The organism is Bacillus halotolerans (genome assembly GCF_001517105.1).
GTDB lineage: Bacteria > Bacillota > Bacilli > Bacillales > Bacillaceae > Bacillus > Bacillus halotolerans.
In genome coordinates this window covers 404,918-419,984 of the sequence record NZ_LPVF01000010.1, presented here as the reverse complement: position 1 = coordinate 419,984, position 15,067 = coordinate 404,918, and the positions used below count along the sequence as shown (strand labels likewise).

The window sequence follows — 15,067 nt, the reverse complement described above, 5'->3', positions numbered from 1 at the left end:
ACATAAGGAGGATCGCTATGTTCCTCAAACGTTTAGACGTTATAGGATTTAAATCATTTGCAGAACGGATTTCCGTTGATTTTGTAAAAGGCGTCACTGCGGTTGTCGGCCCGAACGGAAGCGGAAAAAGCAATATCACAGACGCTATTCGCTGGGTTCTTGGAGAACAATCAGCACGTTCCCTTCGCGGCGGGAAAATGGAAGATATTATTTTTGCCGGCAGTGATTCGAGAAAACGGTTAAATCTTGCCGAAGTTACACTTACGCTTGATAATGACGATCATTTTTTGCCGATTGACTTCCATGAGGTCAGTGTCACAAGACGTGTGTACAGATCTGGCGAGAGTGAATTTTTAATTAACAATCAGCCGTGCCGCTTAAAAGATATTATTGATTTATTTATGGACTCAGGACTTGGAAAAGAAGCATTTTCGATTATCAGCCAAGGGAAAGTGGAAGAAATCCTGAGCAGCAAAGCGGAGGATCGCCGCAGTATCTTTGAAGAAGCAGCAGGGGTGCTCAAATACAAAACGAGAAAGAAAAAAGCAGAAAACAAGCTGTTTGAAACCCAGGATAATTTAAACCGGGTAGAAGATATATTACATGAGCTGGAAGGCCAGGTTGAACCTCTTAAAATACAGGCCTCAATCGCGAAAGACTACCTGGAGAAAAAGAAAGAGCTTGAGCATGTTGAAATTGCGCTGACCGCTTACGATATTGAAGAGCTGCACGCCAAATGGTCAAGCCTTCAGGAGAAAGTGCAAGCCGCTAAAGAAGAAGAGCTCGCTGAATCGTCTGCTATCTCAGCAAAAGAAGCGAAAATTGAAGATGCGCGAGACAAAATTCAAGCGCTCGATGAATCAGTGGACGAGCTCCAGCGAGTCTTGCTTGTGACAAGTGAGGAGCTTGAAAAGCTGGAAGGGCGCAAAGAAGTACTGAAAGAACGCAAAAAAAACGCTGTGCAAAACCGAGAGCAGCTTGAAGAAGCCATCGTACAGTTTCAGCAAAAAGAAGCTGTGCTGAAAGAAGATCTTGCGAAGCAGGAAGCTGTTTTCGAAGCGCTTCAGACAGAAGTGAAAGATTTAAAAGCACAGGTGAAGGAAAAGCAGCAGGCTCTCAGTCTTCATAATGAAAATGTCGAAGAGAAAATTGAACAGCTGAAAAGCGATTACTTTGAGCTGTTAAACAGCCAGGCGTCGATTCGCAATGAGCTCCAGCTGCTTGATGACCAGATGTCCCAATCAGCCGTTACCCAGCAGAGGCTAGCTGATAATAATGAAAAGCATCTGCAGGAACGGCGCGATATTTCCGCCCAAAAAGCTGCATGTGAAACCGAGTTTGCCCGCATAGAGCAGGAGATTCACAGCCAAGTCGGCGCGTATCGTGAAATGCAGGTCAAATACGAGCAGAAAAAGCGTCAATATGAGAAAAATGAATCTGCTCTTTACCAAGCATACCAATACGTCCAGCAGGCGAGATCGAAAAAAGACATGCTTGAGACGATGCAGGGAGATTTCTCCGGCTTTTATCAAGGTGTTAAAGAGGTGCTGAAAGCGAAAGAGCGGCTTGGCGGTATTCGCGGGGCAGTCCTTGAGCTGATTTCAACAGAACAAAAGTATGAAACGGCCATTGAAATAGCACTCGGAGCTTCAGCACAGCATGTCGTAACCGATGATGAACAGTCCGCCCGTAAAGCGATTCAATATCTGAAACAGAATTCGTTCGGCCGGGCGACATTTCTGCCGCTTTCTGTCATCAAAGACCGTCAGCTTCAAAGCAGGGACGCGGCAACTGCGGAGCAGCACCCGTCATTTCTCGGGGTTGCCAGTGATCTTGTCACATTTGATCCTGCGTATCGCCGTATCATTCAAAACCTGCTTGGCACCGTTCTGATTACAGAGCATTTAAAAGGCGCAAATGAGCTTGCGAAGCTGCTTGGACACCGTTACCGCATTGTTACTCTCGAGGGCGATGTCGTGAATCCTGGAGGTTCAATGACGGGGGGCGCCGTTAAAAAGAAAAACAATTCCCTGCTAGGAAGAAGCCGGGAACTAGAGGATGTCACCCAGCGGCTCGTTGAGATGGAAGAAAAAACAGCGCAGCTTGAACAAGAGGTCAAAACCCTTAAGCAATCCATTCAGGAGATGGAGAAAAAACTGGCTGAATTAAGAGAGGCCGGGGAAGGCTTAAGAGTAAAGCAGCAGGATGTGAAAGGCCAGCTGTATGAGCTTCAAGTCGCTGAGAAGAATATCAATACTCACTTAGAGCTCTATGATCAAGAGAAATCAGCTCTGTCAGAAAGCGATCAAGAGAAGAAAGCGCGCAAACGCGAGCTGGAAGAAAAGCTTTCTTCCGTATCCGAAAAGATGAAACAGCTTGAAGAGGATATTGATAGACTGACAAAACAAAAACAGACACAGTCCTCTACAAAAGAGTCTCTCTCCAATGAGCTGACTGAGCTGAAGATCGCAGCAGCGAAAAAAGAGCAAGCATGTAAGAGCGAAGAGGACAACCTCGCTAGATTAAAGAAAGAGCTCCAAGAAACAGAGCTTGCTTTAAAAGAGACGAAAGAGGACCTAAGCTTCTTAACGTCAGAAATGTCATCAAGCACAAGCGGCGAAGAAAAACTGGAAGAGGCCGCGAAACATAAATTGAATGACAAAACAAAAACAATTGAATTGATTGCGTTAAGGCGTGACCAGAGGATCAAACTTCAGCAGGGGCTTGATACGTATGAGCGCGAGCTGAAAGAAATGAAGCGCCTGTATAAACAAAAAACAACGCTCTTAAAAGACGAAGAAGTAAAACTAGGCCGAATGGAAGTCGAGCTTGATAATTTGCTGCAATACTTGCGGGAAGAATACAGCTTGTCCTTTGAGGGAGCTAAAGAGAAATACCAGCTTGAAACAGATCCCGAGGAAGCACGAAAGCGCGTGAAGCTGATTAAACTCGCAATAGAAGAGCTTGGATCGGTAAACCTCGGAAGCATAGATGAGTTTGAGAGGGTTAACGAACGCTATCAATTCTTGTCAGAACAAAAAGAAGATTTAACAGAAGCAAAAAATACCCTGTTCCAAGTGATTGAGGAAATGGACGAAGAGATGACGAAACGCTTTAACGACACATTCGTCCAAATCCGCTCTCACTTTGATCAAGTCTTCCGCTCCTTATTCGGAGGAGGACGAGCGGAATTAAGGCTTACCGATCCGAATGATCTGCTGCATTCCGGAGTGGAAATTATCGCGCAGCCGCCGGGGAAAAAACTGCAAAACTTAAACCTTTTGTCTGGCGGAGAGCGTGCGCTTACTGCTATTGCGCTCTTATTCTCAATTTTAAAGGTGCGCCCTGTGCCGTTTTGTGTACTAGACGAGGTAGAAGCCGCGCTTGACGAAGCAAATGTGTTCCGGTTTGCGCAGTATTTGAAAAAATACAGTGCCGATACTCAGTTTATTGTGATTACCCACAGAAAAGGCACAATGGAGGAAGCTGATGTGCTTTACGGAGTGACGATGCAGGAATCCGGTGTTTCTAAGGTCATCTCAGTGAAGCTGGAAGAGACAAAAGAATTCGTTCAGTAACGAGGAAAGAGGTTATAAGATGAGCTTTTTTAAAAAATTAAAAGAGAAAATCACAAAACAGACAGATTCCGTATCTGAAAAGTTTAAGGACGGCCTTGAAAAAACGAGAAACTCCTTTCAAAACAAAGTGAATGATCTCGTGTCCCGTTACCGTAAAATTGATGAGGACTTCTTCGAAGAGCTTGAAGAGGTCCTGATCAGTGCTGATGTCGGTTTTACAACGGTTATGGAGCTGATAGACGAGCTCAAAAAAGAAGTGAAACGCAGAAATATTCAAGATCCGCAGGAAGTGCAGTCTGTTATTTCTGAGAAGTTGGTGGAGATTTATAACAGTGGAGACGAACAAATTTCTGAGCTGAACATTCAGGAAGGGCGTTTAAATGTCATTCTCCTAGTCGGCGTAAATGGAGTCGGCAAAACGACAACGATCGGAAAGCTTGCTCATAAACTAAAGCAAGAAGGAAAGTCTGTTGTACTCGCTGCCGGAGACACTTTCAGAGCAGGAGCGATTGAACAGCTTGAAGTATGGGGAGAACGTACGGGTGTGCCTGTCATTAAGCAGGCGGCCGGCAGCGATCCTGCGGCTGTCATCTATGATGCTGTTCACGCTGCCAAAGCGAGAGAAGCCGATGTATTGATTTGTGATACGGCAGGGCGTCTTCAAAATAAGGTAAACCTGATGAAGGAGCTCGAAAAGGTGAAGCGCGTTATCGAAAGAGAAGTGCCTGAAGCGCCTCATGAGGTGCTGCTCGCCCTTGATGCCACCACTGGACAAAACGCAATGGCACAGGCGAAGGAGTTCTCTAAAGCAACAAACGTTACAGGAATTGCTTTAACAAAGCTTGACGGCACTGCAAAAGGCGGCATTGTCCTTGCAATTCGCAACGAGCTTCATATTCCGGTTAAATTAGTCGGTTTAGGAGAAAAAGTTGATGATCTTCAGGAGTTTGACGCTGAATCTTACGTATACGGGCTCTTTTCAGATTTAGTGGAAAAAGCGGAGGATTAAAAAGACAGACAGCCCCCAAAAGCCTTGGGGGCTGTTTTGTTATCGTCTCACTTGATAGGCGAAATGATAAAGGCTGTTATCAGTGGATAGCAATCTCGCATCACCTGAATAAACCCTGAATGGAATAATGTCATAGTAATGAACGGAAACAGATGTGTAATACGTGTAGTATCCAGCAGCAGGTCCTAAATACATCGGAACGTTAAACTTTCCGTTTTCATCAGTTGTTCCCGCAGCTGTCTGTGTTGTATTCCCGACTTTTGTATCTGCTTCGAAGCTGACTGGTGTGTTTGGCACTGGCGCTCCTTTTTCGTCGAGCAATGTACCGCTTATCGTAATATTGTACTTGACTCGCCAAAATTGGCCCTGTCCGTAATTGATTTTACCGTACACGCCTCCGTCCGTGCTAATATTTGAGATGGAGGCCTTATAAGGGGCTCCGGCCGCAGCTGCTTGCTGGGCGGGAAAAATAAATGGTAACACGGCAGCCAAGCATAACATAATCAATAAACCGATTTTTTTCATGAGAATCCTCCTTTAAAATAGGGATCATATACAATATCGGAATAAATTAGATGATGTTTAGATAATATTGGAAAAAGTGATCGTTGCTTTGACAAGATAAAAACTTGACACTCACATTAAAACCATGTAAACTAAGTTATCGTAAAGGGATTTGACTTAACAAAGGGGAGAGCTCATATGTCGCTCGAAAAGACAACGAGAATGAATTATCTGTTTGATTTTTATCAGTCGTTGTTGACGTCTAAACAGAAGAGCTATATGTCTCTTTATTATTTGGACGATTTCTCCCTTGGCGAAATAGCCGAAGAGTATGAGGTTTCAAGACAAGCTGTTTATGATAACATCAAACGAACAGAAGCGATGCTTGAACAATATGAAGAAAAGCTGCTCCTTTTGAAAAAGTTTCAGGAGCGTAAAGAGATGTTTAATAAGCTGAAGGAGCTTGCTTCCGGTACTGAAGAAAAGGAAGAAATTACAGCTCTGATTGAAGCGCTTGAGAAATTAGATTAGGAGGCGGCAAACTATGGCATTTGAAGGATTAGCCGACCGACTGCAGCAGACGATTTCTAAAATCCGCGGAAAAGGGAAAGTCAGCGAACAAGATGTAAAAGATATGATGCGTGAGGTTCGTCTTGCGCTGCTTGAGGCTGACGTTAACTTTAAAGTAGTCAAGGATTTTGTCAAAAAAGTAAGTGAACGCGCTGTAGGCCAAGACGTCATGAAAAGTCTGACGCCCGGCCAGCAGGTCATTAAAGTCGTTAAAGAGGAACTGACTGAGCTGATGGGCGGCGAAGAGAGCAAAATCGCCGTTGCGAAGCGGCCGCCGACTGTTATTATGATGGTCGGTCTCCAGGGTGCCGGTAAAACGACAACGAGCGGTAAGCTTGCAAATCTGCTGCGCAAAAAGCATAATCGCAAACCGATGCTGGTTGCTGCCGATATTTACCGTCCTGCTGCAATCAAGCAGCTGGAAACGCTAGGCAAGCAGCTCGACATGCCTGTTTTTTCCCTTGGTGATCAGGTCAGCCCTGTAGAAATAGCCAAGCAGGCTATCGAAAAAGCCAAGGAAGAACACTATGATTATGTCATTTTGGATACAGCAGGCCGTTTGCATATCGACCATGAGCTTATGGATGAACTCACCCAAGTGAAAGAAATCGCGAATCCGGAAGAAATCTTTCTGGTTGTCGATTCAATGACCGGGCAGGATGCCGTGAATGTAGCCAAAAGCTTTAACGAACAGCTCGGTTTAACCGGTGTTGTGTTAACGAAGCTTGATGGAGACACGCGCGGGGGTGCTGCACTTTCCATTCGTGCGGTGACAAACACGCCGATTAAATTCGCCGGTTTAGGCGAAAAGCTTGATGCATTAGAAGCATTCCATCCTGAACGCATGGCATCAAGGATTCTCGGCATGGGTGACGTGTTAACATTGATTGAAAAAGCTCAGGCAACCGTCGATGAAGACAAGGCCAAAGAGCTGGAACAAAAAATGAGAACAATGAGCTTCACATTGGATGATTTTCTGGAGCAGCTCGGACAGGTCAGAAACATGGGGCCTTTGGATGAGCTTCTGCAAATGATGCCGGGTGCAGGTAAGATGAAAGGCTTGAAAAATATTCAAGTTGATGAAAAGCAGCTGAATCATGTGGAAGCGATCATTAAATCGATGACCGTTCTTGAAAAAGAACAGCCGGATATCATTAATGCCAGCCGGCGCAAGCGGATTGCGAAAGGAAGCGGGACGTCCGTGCAGGAAGTCAACCGTCTGCTTAAGCAGTTTGACGAAATGAAAAAAATGATGAAGCAGATGACAAACATGTCAAAAGGAAAGAAAAAAGGATTTAAGTTACCTTTTATGTAATCGGTTATACATGATAAAACCGTTGTTAAGAAAAAACACTTTACAAACACTTTTATCATTGTTAATATACTATCTTGTTGAAATATTTTCGGAGGTGCTAGTAAAATGGCAGTAAAAATTCGTTTAAAACGTATGGGAGCAAAAAAATCTCCTTTCTATCGTATTGTTGTAGCAGATTCTCGTTCACCGCGTGACGGCCGTTTCATCGAAACAGTCGGCACTTACAACCCGGTTGCAAAACCAGCGGAAGTAAAAATCGATGAAGAGCTTGCTCTTAAATGGCTTCAAACTGGAGCGAAACCATCTGATACAGTTCGCAACTTGTTCTCTAGCCAAGGAATCATGGAAAAATTCCACAACGCTAAACAAGGCAAGTAATGACTGATCAACACTTGGAAGATTTGATTGTCACGATTGTGACGCCGCTTGTTGATCATCCAGATGACATTCGGGTCATAAGAGAAGAAACCGATCAAAAGATTGCGCTGCGCTTATCTGTTCATAAGTCAGATACCGGTAAAGTTATCGGGAAGCAAGGCCGGACTGCAAAAGCGATTCGAACAGCTGTATTTGCAGCTGGCGCACAGTCTTCTAAGAAAGTTCAATTTGAAATATTTGACTAAAAGGGAGAGGGCCGGCACCTCCCCTTTTTTTACACGCAAAAAACGGGTAAACTGATAGAAGATAAGACAAGATAGAAAAGTCTGGTCTTGAAAAAGTTTTAAAAGCAGGGAGCTTGGTGCGATGCAAATTATTCACCGTGTAGTCGTTATGCAAGTCTTAACCGAGCGCAGCAAAGAAAAGCTTTTATCTACTTTCACAGAAAAGAAGCAAATGCTTGAACGAGAATGCAGCCAGCTCTATTTTCAGCTTAGAAAACATGAAAAAGAACAGCAGAACCCAGATGTAATTGAACAATTTAAAAAGGCAATAGAAAAACGAAAAGATAATATGAAAATGATCGATTTTCAAATTACCCAAGTACATACATTACCGCTTGGCAGTGAAATGAAAGAAAAGGAAATCGATGCGCTGCTGACCATTGAAGTCGGAGATGACTGGCATGAGAAAACAGCAGCAAACACCATCGTCATAAAAGACGGAACAGTAATTGAAATTCGCCAGAGGTGATCATATGACAAAGCGATGGTTTAATGTCGGTAAAATTGTAAATACCCACGGAATTAAAGGTGAGGTGCGGGTCATTTCAAAAACGGATTTTGCCGAAGAACGGTACAAGCCGGGCAACACGCTGTATTTGTTTATGGACGGACGCCAAGAACCGATAGAGGTAACGGTAAACACGTACAGGCTGCATAAGCAATTTCATCTGCTGCAGTTTAAAGAAAGACAAAGCCTGAATGAAGTAGAGGAACTGAAAAACGCCATCATCAAAGTTCCTGAAGAGGATTTGGGTGAGCTGAATGAAGGAGAATTTTATTTCCACGAAATTATCGGCTGTGAAGTTTTTACCGAAGAAGGCGAACTGATCGGAAAGGTGAAAGAAATTTTAACACCGGGAGCCAATGATGTATGGGTAATCGGTCGTAAAGGTAAAAAAGACGCGCTGATCCCTTACATTGAATCAGTCGTCAAACAGATTGATGTCAGCGAAAAGAAAATTGAGATTCAACTCATGGAAGGATTAATAGACGAATGAAAATCGATTTTTTGACGCTGTTTCCTGAAATGTTTGAAGGGGTGCTCGGTTCATCCATTCTTCAAAAAGCCCAAGAAAAAGAAGCAGTGCAGTTCCAGATCGTCAATTTCCGGGAGTATTCTGATAACAAGCATAATACAGTGGATGATTATCCTTACGGCGGCGGAGCAGGTATGGTGCTGAAGCCTCAGCCTGTTTTTGACGCGGTTGAGGATCTGGCCTCAAAAGCCGACAGTCCGCCGCGCGTTATCCTCGTCTGCCCGCAAGGTGAGCGTTTCACCCAAAAAAAAGCCGAGGAATTGGCAAAGGAAGAGCATTTGCTGTTTATCTGCGGCCATTATGAAGGCTATGATGAGCGAATCCGCGAGCATTTGGTGACAGATGAAATATCAATTGGCGACTTCGTTCTGACAGGCGGTGAGCTGCCTGCAATGATGATTGCTGACAGTGTCGTCAGGCTGCTTCCGGGTGTGCTTGGCAAAGAGGCTTCCCACATAGAGGATTCGTTCAGTACGGGGCTCTTGGAGCATCCGCATTATACAAGACCGGCAGATTATAAAGGTTTAAAAGTGCCTGAAACACTTCTATCAGGAAACCATGCTAAAATCAAAGAATGGCGGAATAAAGAATCGATCAGAAGAACCTATTTAAGACGCCCGGATCTTCTGAAAGACTATCCGCTTACAGAGCAAGAAAGAAAATGGATTTCTGAATGGGAAAAAGAATAGATTTTATTGCATAGGCTATGAAATTGTGATAAGATACTACTTGTGGCTTGAACGGGCTTATCCGTTGAAGCTTGAAAACGATGTTCCGCTGTGCCGGGTTTTGAGGCCAAGAGCATCTGTTGGAAGGAGTTGAAAACGATGCAAAAACTAATTGAAGATATCACAAAAGAACAGCTTCGTACTGATCTTCCTACGTTCCGTCCTGGTGACACTTTACGTGTACACGTAAAAGTTGTTGAGGGTAACCGTGAGCGTATCCAGATCTTTGAAGGTGTTGTGATTAAGCGTCGTGGTGGTGGAATCAGCGAAACGTTCACAGTTCGTAAGATTTCTTACGGTGTTGGCGTTGAACGTACTTTCCCTGTACACACACCAAAAATCGCGAAAATCGAAGTTGTACGTTACGGTAAAGTACGCCGTGCTAAGCTTTACTACCTGCGTGAACTTCGCGGAAAAGCGGCTCGTATTAAAGAAATCAGACGATAATGATAACGAACGAAAAGAGCTTGTTACCAGTAACAAGCTCTTTTTTTATACAGAATTTGAAAATGCCGGTCAGGCATCGTAAAATACATAAAGAACAACTAAGAATCTTGCACACTCAGAAGATAAAGGCGGTGTTCGTGTCACATGACAATCCAATGGTTCCCTGGCCATATGGCAAAGGCAAGACGGGAAGTAACCGAAAAATTAAAATTAATCGATATTGTATATGAATTGGTAGATGCCAGAATCCCGATGTCATCAAGAAACCCAATGATTGAAGACATCTTAAAAAATAAGCCGAGAATTATGCTGTTAAATAAAGCTGACAAAGCAGATGCGGCAGTTACACAGCAGTGGAAAGAGCACTTTGAGAACCAAGGAATCCGCTCTCTGTCCATTAATTCTGTAAACGGCCAAGGATTAAATCAAATTGTTCCGGCTTCAAAAGATATCCTGCAGGAGAAATTTGACCGGATGAGAGCAAAAGGTGTAAAGCCTAGAGCGATCCGGGCGCTGATCATCGGCATTCCGAACGTCGGAAAATCAACGCTTATCAACCGGCTGGCAAAGAAAAACATTGCGAAAACCGGAGACAGACCCGGTATCACAACATCTCAGCAATGGGTCAAAGTCGGGAAAGAATTAGAGCTTTTAGACACTCCGGGGATTTTATGGCCTAAATTTGAGGACGAGCTTGTCGGGTTGAGGCTGGCAGTCACGGGGGCTATTAAAGACTCGATTATCAATCTTCAGGATGTTGCCGTGTTTGGCCTCCGTTTTCTCGAAGAACATTATCCTGAACGGCTTAAAGAACGCTACGGGCTCGATGAGATACCTGAAGACATCGCGGAGCTGTTTGATGCAATAGGTGAAAAACGCGGCTGCCTCATGAGCGGTGGGCTTATTAACTACGATAAAACGACTGAAGTGATCATTCGTGATATCCGCACAGAAAAGTTCGGGAGGCTGTCATTCGAACAGCCGACGATGTAAAGACGCGCAGAAATGCGGGTCTTTATTTTTTCCTGACAGGACCGATACATACAGTAAGGGAGAAGAGAAAGTGAATACATTAACCGTAAAAGACATTAGAGACCGTCTGCAAGAGGTAAGAGATGACCAGGACCCATTTCTTGCCCAGTGTGAAAATGATCCGAGAAAAAGCGTACAAGCGCTTGTAGAGCAATGGCTGAAAAAGCACGCAAAGGAAAAAGCGCTAAAAGAACAGTGGGTGAATATGACCTCCTATGAAAGGCTTGCGAGAAACAAGGGGTTTCGTTTTATTGCAGGAGTAGACGAAGTAGGCCGGGGCCCATTGGCAGGACCGGTTGTCGCCAGCGCAGTCATCCTGCCTGAGGAATGCGAAATACTTGGGCTCACAGACTCAAAAAAGCTTACAGAAAAAAAGCGTGAGGAATATTACGATCTCATTATGAAAGAAGCTGTGGCAGTCGGCATAGGAATTGTAGAAGCAGCTGTTATTGATGAGATCAATATTTATGAAGCCTCAAAATTGGCAATGGTCGAAGCAATCCGCGATTTGTCCGATACACCCGATTATTTGCTCGTTGACGCGATGACACTGCCGCTCGATACGTCTCAGTCTTCAATTATAAAAGGTGATGCCAAGAGCGTGTCTATCGCAGCAGGTGCGTGTATTGCGAAAGTAACGAGAGACCGGATGATGAGCGCATACGCCGAAAAGTATCCGCAGTACGGCTTTGATAAAAATAAAGGCTATGGGACAAAAGAGCATCTTGAAGCGCTCGCAGCTTATGGACCGACCGACTTGCACCGGAAAACTTTCGCTCCTGTTCAATCTTACAGATAATCTAATGGACAAGGAGGCACCTTTTGAAAATGAACATACGAAATGATGTACAGCAGGCGCTCAAAAACCTTTTTGGAAACACTGCAGCTCCGCAGGAAACATCACATACAACCGACGAATCAAATGCCGTAAAGCGTCTCCTTTTAGGGAAAGTGCTTCGTTTATTAGGGGACCAGCATGCACTGATCCAAGTAGGGAATCAAACGATTCAAGGCAAACTTGAAACCCAGCTTCGTCCTCAGGCGTATTACTGGTTTTCCTACGAAAAAAAACCAGCGGAACAGACAGGCCGTCTCCAGGTTGTGCAAAGCTTTGACCAAAATCCCAAAACCATTCAGGATGCAGCGGGCAAGCTTCTAAACGCTATTTCAGTGAAGCCGTCAAACGCATCCCTTATGATGGCTGGCGCAATGCTGAAAAGCAAAACACCCATCACAGAAAATGATATCAAAACAGCCGTCCGCTGGATGGACACGCTGCCTGCGACAGACACAAAAAAAGCCATCGAAACAGTTTTATTTGCCTTAAAGCGGGATCTCCCCGTTCACCCCGATGTTTTGAGCGGAGTTCATGCTGTCAAATCGCCTGTACCGCTCCATCAGCACTTATCTCAGCTGATTCAGGCTATTCATCAAAATCCTCAGCCGAGCCAGGCGCTGACAAAGCTAAAAGAAGCCGTTACGGCACTTTTTAATAGCGAAACAGATGTCCATGCAGAACGTCTTATCGAGAAGCTTATCTCGTTAACGGATCATAACAGAGCTGCCTCTTCAGTCAGCACAGCTGGAAACCGGGAGCTTAGCGCAGCAGACGGCTCCGCAGGAAAGGCAAACTGGGCGCCTGCAAACCCGCAGGAGCAGCAGCGAAACACACGAGACGGTGCCGCTAAAACTGTCTCAGACATTTCAATGAAAGAAGCAGGAAGGCTGCTGGCCACACTGACGGAAGCTGCGGATAAAAACGGCAATCCAATCGTAAAAGAAGCAGCGAATTGGATAAAGGCTGTTGTTTCCTCTAGTCAAAATAAGCCTGAGGCAGCAGCATCTGCTTTGCAGGCCGCGCAAGTCACGGATCAAGAAGCAGAAGTGTTTTTAAAGGCTGTTCAGCAAACAGCTCCTAATTTGGCGGATAAGGCAGATGTTCTTTCTTTCTTATCCAAAGTGAAAATGGCAATAGGCGCTCGAGATGAGCTTGCATTTATTAAAGCGTTAGAACAAGGTGCCGCAGTGCTGCCTGATGATATTCAATCAGTTAAGGTGGCTCTTCATGCTGCCAGAGCGTCACGTGAGTTAGCGGAACCTGTCAAACAGGAAGCGGATCAGCTCTTCCATAAATTAAACGGTCAGCTTCTCATGCAGCAGGATCATCCTTCCTACAGCCAAATTGTGATGTCATTTCCGATGTTTTCGAAATCGGGTATTCAGGACATGACTGTTCTGTTTAAAGGACAAAAAGAAGCGGATGGAAAGCTCGATCCTTCCCATTGCCGGCTCTTGTTTTTACTGCAATTGGATACGTTAAAAGAAACAGTTGTCGACTGCCTGATACAGCAGCAAGTCATGACGATTACAATTGAGACGGACTTTGAACTTCAGCCGGCAATCGATCCGATGGTGCCCGCCCTCAAGCAATCGCTCAAAGAAATGGGCTACAGTCTTTCAGGAGTTAACGCTAAAAAACGCCTTCAATCTGATGAAAAGGCTACAATTGATCAATACATAACAAGCATCAGTGATCAGGGAGTGGATGTGAAAATATGAACGAGCAAACGCCTTTAAGAAAAGCTATAGCTCTCCATTATGACGAAAAAAAAGACAAGGCGCCAAGAGTAATTGCAACCGGGAAGGGCCATGTTGCTGACAACATTATCAAAGAAGCTAAAAAGGCGGGGGTTCCGATCCAAGAAGATCGGACCCTTGTCGAATTAATGCGCCATTTGACTGTGGATGACCAGATCCCGGAAGCACTTTATGAAACGGTAGCCGAGATTTTTTCTTTCATTTACAGATTGGACGAAAGTGTAAAAAATAAAAAATAGCTAAAATATTCCCCATTCTCCGCTTGAAATTTATGTTTTTAATAAAATAAAAGTTTGAATGTTTAGAAGGATTTTAAGATTTTGCATCGAACTCTAGACAATTCTTCCAGTATTATATAGAATGAAAGCGCAGTCTATTTTTAGTTTTGTTACATAAGTTAGGAGGATGGGAAATGAATATCCATGAGTACCAGGGAAAAGAAGTCCTCAGAAAATATGGGGTGTCTGTTCCTGAAGGTAAAGTGGCTTTTACAGCAGAAGAAGCAGTTGAAAAAGCAAAGAGCTTATCCAGCTCGGTTTATGTCGTAAAGGCTCAAATTCATGCTGGCGGTCGAGGCAAAGCTGGTGGGGTAAAAATAGCAAAATCATTAGACGAAGTAAAAGCGTATGCCGAAGAACTTTTAGGTAAGACCCTCGTTACGCATCAGACGGGTCCGGACGGGCAAGTAATAAAACGCTTACTTATTGAAGAAGGCTGCGATATTAAAAAGGAATACTATGTGGGATTAGTGCTTGACCGTGCCACTTCAAGAATTGTTCTGATGGCCTCTGAAGAAGGCGGAACAGAAATTGAAGAAGTAGCAGAGAAAACACCGGAAAAAATCAAAAAGGCTGTCATTGATCCGGCTGTTGGCCTCCAAGGCTATCAAGCTAGAGAAATTGCATTCGCTATCAATATTCCAAAAGAGCTTGTGGGAAAAGCTGCTAAATTTATGCTTGGACTATACAAAGCGTTTGTTGAGAAAGACTGCTCAATCGCCGAAATCAATCCTCTCGTTGTAACTGGAGACGGGAATGTGATGGCGCTTGATGCGAAACTAAATTTTGACAGCAACGCATTATACAGACAAAAAGATATTATGGAATACAGAGATTTGGACGAAGAAGATCCAAAAGAAATTGAAGCGTCTAAATACGATCTGAGCTACATTTCCCTTGATGGAAATATCGGATGCATGGTAAACGGCGCTGGACTAGCAATGTCCACGATGGATATCATTAAACATTATGGAGGAGAACCGGCCAACTTCCTTGATGTCGGGGGCGGCGCAACCGCAGAAAAAGTCACGGAAGCATTTAAAATCATTCTTTCTGATCAAAATGTTAAAGGGATTTTCGTCAACATTTTCGGAGGCATTATGAAATGTGATGTCATCGCAGAAGGGGTTGTTGAAGCGACAAGACAAGTCGGTTTAACATTGCCGCTTGTCGTCCGTCTTGAAGGAACAAACGTGGATCTAGGGAAGAAAATCCTTAGTGAATCAGGATTAAATATTACATCTGCGGAATCCATGGCTGACGGCGCGCAGAAAATCGTATCTTTAGTATAGGAAAGAATGAAAGGCAG

Annotated in this window: 16 protein-coding genes; 15 read left to right on the top strand and 1 reads right to left on the bottom strand. The window is 44.2% G+C overall.

The window, feature by feature from the left end:
- Positions 1 to 17 precede the first annotated feature (17 nt).
- Both smc and ftsY read left to right on the top strand, forming a co-directional pair.
- Complete coding sequence (gene smc, locus AU387_RS12490) at positions 18 to 3,578, top strand: chromosome segregation protein SMC (protein WP_059335802.1); 3,561 nt, start codon at positions 18 to 20, stop codon at positions 3,576 to 3,578.
- A 19-nt stretch (positions 3,579 to 3,597) separates the two neighbouring features.
- Positions 3,598 to 4,587, top strand: coding sequence for a signal recognition particle-docking protein FtsY (ftsY, locus tag AU387_RS12485; protein WP_044155917.1), 990 nt, complete (start codon positions 3,598 to 3,600; stop codon positions 4,585 to 4,587).
- A 39-nt stretch (positions 4,588 to 4,626) separates the two neighbouring features.
- On the opposite strand, the gene AU387_RS12480 is transcribed toward ftsY, so the two are convergent.
- Positions 4,627 to 5,112 carry an Ig-like domain-containing protein gene (locus AU387_RS12480; protein WP_059335801.1) on the bottom strand — a complete coding sequence of 162 codons (486 nt, stop codon included), beginning with the start codon at positions 5,110 to 5,112 and terminating at the stop codon, positions 4,627 to 4,629.
- A gap of 177 nt (positions 5,113 to 5,289) precedes the next feature.
- Between AU387_RS12480 and AU387_RS12475 the strand changes: the two genes are divergently transcribed.
- The 13 genes from AU387_RS12475 (at position 5,290) to sucC (ending at position 15,050) form a co-directional block, all read left to right on the top strand.
- Positions 5,290 to 5,622: a putative DNA-binding protein gene (locus tag AU387_RS12475; RefSeq protein ID WP_044155914.1), complete on the top strand. Its 333-nt coding sequence runs from the start codon at positions 5,290 to 5,292 to the stop codon at positions 5,620 to 5,622.
- 13 nt (positions 5,623 to 5,635) lie between these two features.
- Complete coding sequence (gene ffh / locus AU387_RS12470; RefSeq protein WP_044155913.1) at positions 5,636 to 6,976, top strand: signal recognition particle protein; 1,341 nt, start codon at positions 5,636 to 5,638, stop codon at positions 6,974 to 6,976.
- Between the two features lie 105 nt (positions 6,977 to 7,081).
- Positions 7,082 to 7,354 (top strand): 30S ribosomal protein S16, encoded by a 273-nt coding sequence (gene rpsP, locus AU387_RS12465; protein ID WP_003220815.1) that lies wholly within the window; start codon positions 7,082 to 7,084, stop codon positions 7,352 to 7,354.
- The gene (locus tag AU387_RS12460) at positions 7,354 to 7,599 is read left to right on the top strand and encodes a KH domain-containing protein (RefSeq protein WP_024121381.1); all 246 of its coding nucleotides are present in this window, start codon (positions 7,354 to 7,356) and stop codon (positions 7,597 to 7,599) included. The genes rpsP and AU387_RS12460 overlap by 1 nt, the downstream gene beginning before the upstream one ends.
- 121 nt (positions 7,600 to 7,720) lie before the next feature.
- Positions 7,721 to 8,107 (top strand): YlqD family protein, encoded by a 387-nt coding sequence (locus AU387_RS12455; protein WP_044155912.1) that lies wholly within the window; start codon positions 7,721 to 7,723, stop codon positions 8,105 to 8,107.
- 4 nt (positions 8,108 to 8,111) lie between these two features.
- On the top strand, positions 8,112 to 8,636 hold the full coding sequence (gene rimM, locus AU387_RS12450) for a ribosome maturation factor RimM (RefSeq protein WP_044155911.1): 525 nt from the start codon (positions 8,112 to 8,114) through the stop codon (positions 8,634 to 8,636).
- On the top strand, positions 8,633 to 9,364 hold the full coding sequence (gene trmD, locus AU387_RS12445; protein WP_024121384.1) for a tRNA (guanosine(37)-N1)-methyltransferase TrmD: 732 nt from the start codon (positions 8,633 to 8,635) through the stop codon (positions 9,362 to 9,364). Before rimM ends, trmD begins: the two co-directional genes overlap by 4 nt.
- A 138-nt stretch (positions 9,365 to 9,502) precedes the next feature.
- A complete protein-coding gene (gene rplS / locus AU387_RS12440; protein ID WP_010334229.1) occupies positions 9,503 to 9,850 on the top strand; it encodes a 50S ribosomal protein L19 in 348 nt (115 codons plus the stop codon).
- A gap of 144 nt (positions 9,851 to 9,994) precedes the next feature.
- Entirely contained in the window at positions 9,995 to 10,843 is an 849-nt protein-coding gene (ylqF, locus tag AU387_RS12435; RefSeq protein WP_010334231.1) for a ribosome biogenesis GTPase YlqF, read from the top strand.
- A gap of 70 nt (positions 10,844 to 10,913) precedes the next feature.
- A complete protein-coding gene (locus tag AU387_RS12430) occupies positions 10,914 to 11,681 on the top strand; it encodes a ribonuclease HII (RefSeq protein ID WP_059335800.1) in 768 nt (255 codons plus the stop codon).
- 29 nt (positions 11,682 to 11,710) lie between these two features.
- Positions 11,711 to 13,441 (top strand): hypothetical protein, encoded by a 1,731-nt coding sequence (locus AU387_RS12425; RefSeq protein ID WP_059335917.1) that lies wholly within the window; start codon positions 11,711 to 11,713, stop codon positions 13,439 to 13,441.
- The gene (locus AU387_RS12420) at positions 13,438 to 13,719 is read left to right on the top strand and encodes a FlhB-like flagellar biosynthesis protein (protein WP_059292791.1); all 282 of its coding nucleotides are present in this window, start codon (positions 13,438 to 13,440) and stop codon (positions 13,717 to 13,719) included. Before AU387_RS12425 ends, AU387_RS12420 begins: the two co-directional genes overlap by 4 nt.
- Before the next feature lie 173 nt (positions 13,720 to 13,892).
- Positions 13,893 to 15,050 (top strand): ADP-forming succinate--CoA ligase subunit beta, encoded by a 1,158-nt coding sequence (gene sucC, locus AU387_RS12415; protein ID WP_003238568.1) that lies wholly within the window; start codon positions 13,893 to 13,895, stop codon positions 15,048 to 15,050.
- The last annotated feature ends 17 nt before the right edge of the window (positions 15,051 to 15,067 follow it).

Bases quoted from the DNA above. Each gene is read 5' to 3' on its own strand.
- smc (WP_059335802.1), top strand. From the start codon at position 18: ATGTTCCTCAAACGTTTAGACGTTATAGGATTTAAATCATTTGCAGAA.
- ftsY (WP_044155917.1), top strand. From the start codon at position 3,598: ATGAGCTTTTTTAAAAAATTAAAAGAGAAAATCACAAAACAGACAGAT.
- AU387_RS12480 (WP_059335801.1), bottom strand. From the start codon at position 5,112: ATGAAAAAAATCGGTTTATTGATTATGTTATGCTTGGCTGCCGTGTTA.
- AU387_RS12475 (WP_044155914.1), top strand. From the start codon at position 5,290: ATGTCGCTCGAAAAGACAACGAGAATGAATTATCTGTTTGATTTTTAT.
- ffh (WP_044155913.1), top strand. From the start codon at position 5,636: ATGGCATTTGAAGGATTAGCCGACCGACTGCAGCAGACGATTTCTAAA.
- rpsP (WP_003220815.1), top strand. From the start codon at position 7,082: ATGGCAGTAAAAATTCGTTTAAAACGTATGGGAGCAAAAAAATCTCCT.
- AU387_RS12460 (WP_024121381.1), top strand. From the start codon at position 7,354: ATGACTGATCAACACTTGGAAGATTTGATTGTCACGATTGTGACGCCG.
- AU387_RS12455 (WP_044155912.1), top strand. From the start codon at position 7,721: ATGCAAATTATTCACCGTGTAGTCGTTATGCAAGTCTTAACCGAGCGC.
- rimM (WP_044155911.1), top strand. From the start codon at position 8,112: ATGACAAAGCGATGGTTTAATGTCGGTAAAATTGTAAATACCCACGGA.
- trmD (WP_024121384.1), top strand. From the start codon at position 8,633: ATGAAAATCGATTTTTTGACGCTGTTTCCTGAAATGTTTGAAGGGGTG.
- rplS (WP_010334229.1), top strand. From the start codon at position 9,503: ATGCAAAAACTAATTGAAGATATCACAAAAGAACAGCTTCGTACTGAT.
- ylqF (WP_010334231.1), top strand. From the start codon at position 9,995: ATGACAATCCAATGGTTCCCTGGCCATATGGCAAAGGCAAGACGGGAA.
- AU387_RS12425 (WP_059335917.1), top strand. From the start codon at position 11,711: ATGAACATACGAAATGATGTACAGCAGGCGCTCAAAAACCTTTTTGGA.
- AU387_RS12420 (WP_059292791.1), top strand. From the start codon at position 13,438: ATGAACGAGCAAACGCCTTTAAGAAAAGCTATAGCTCTCCATTATGAC.
- sucC (WP_003238568.1), top strand. From the start codon at position 13,893: ATGAATATCCATGAGTACCAGGGAAAAGAAGTCCTCAGAAAATATGGG.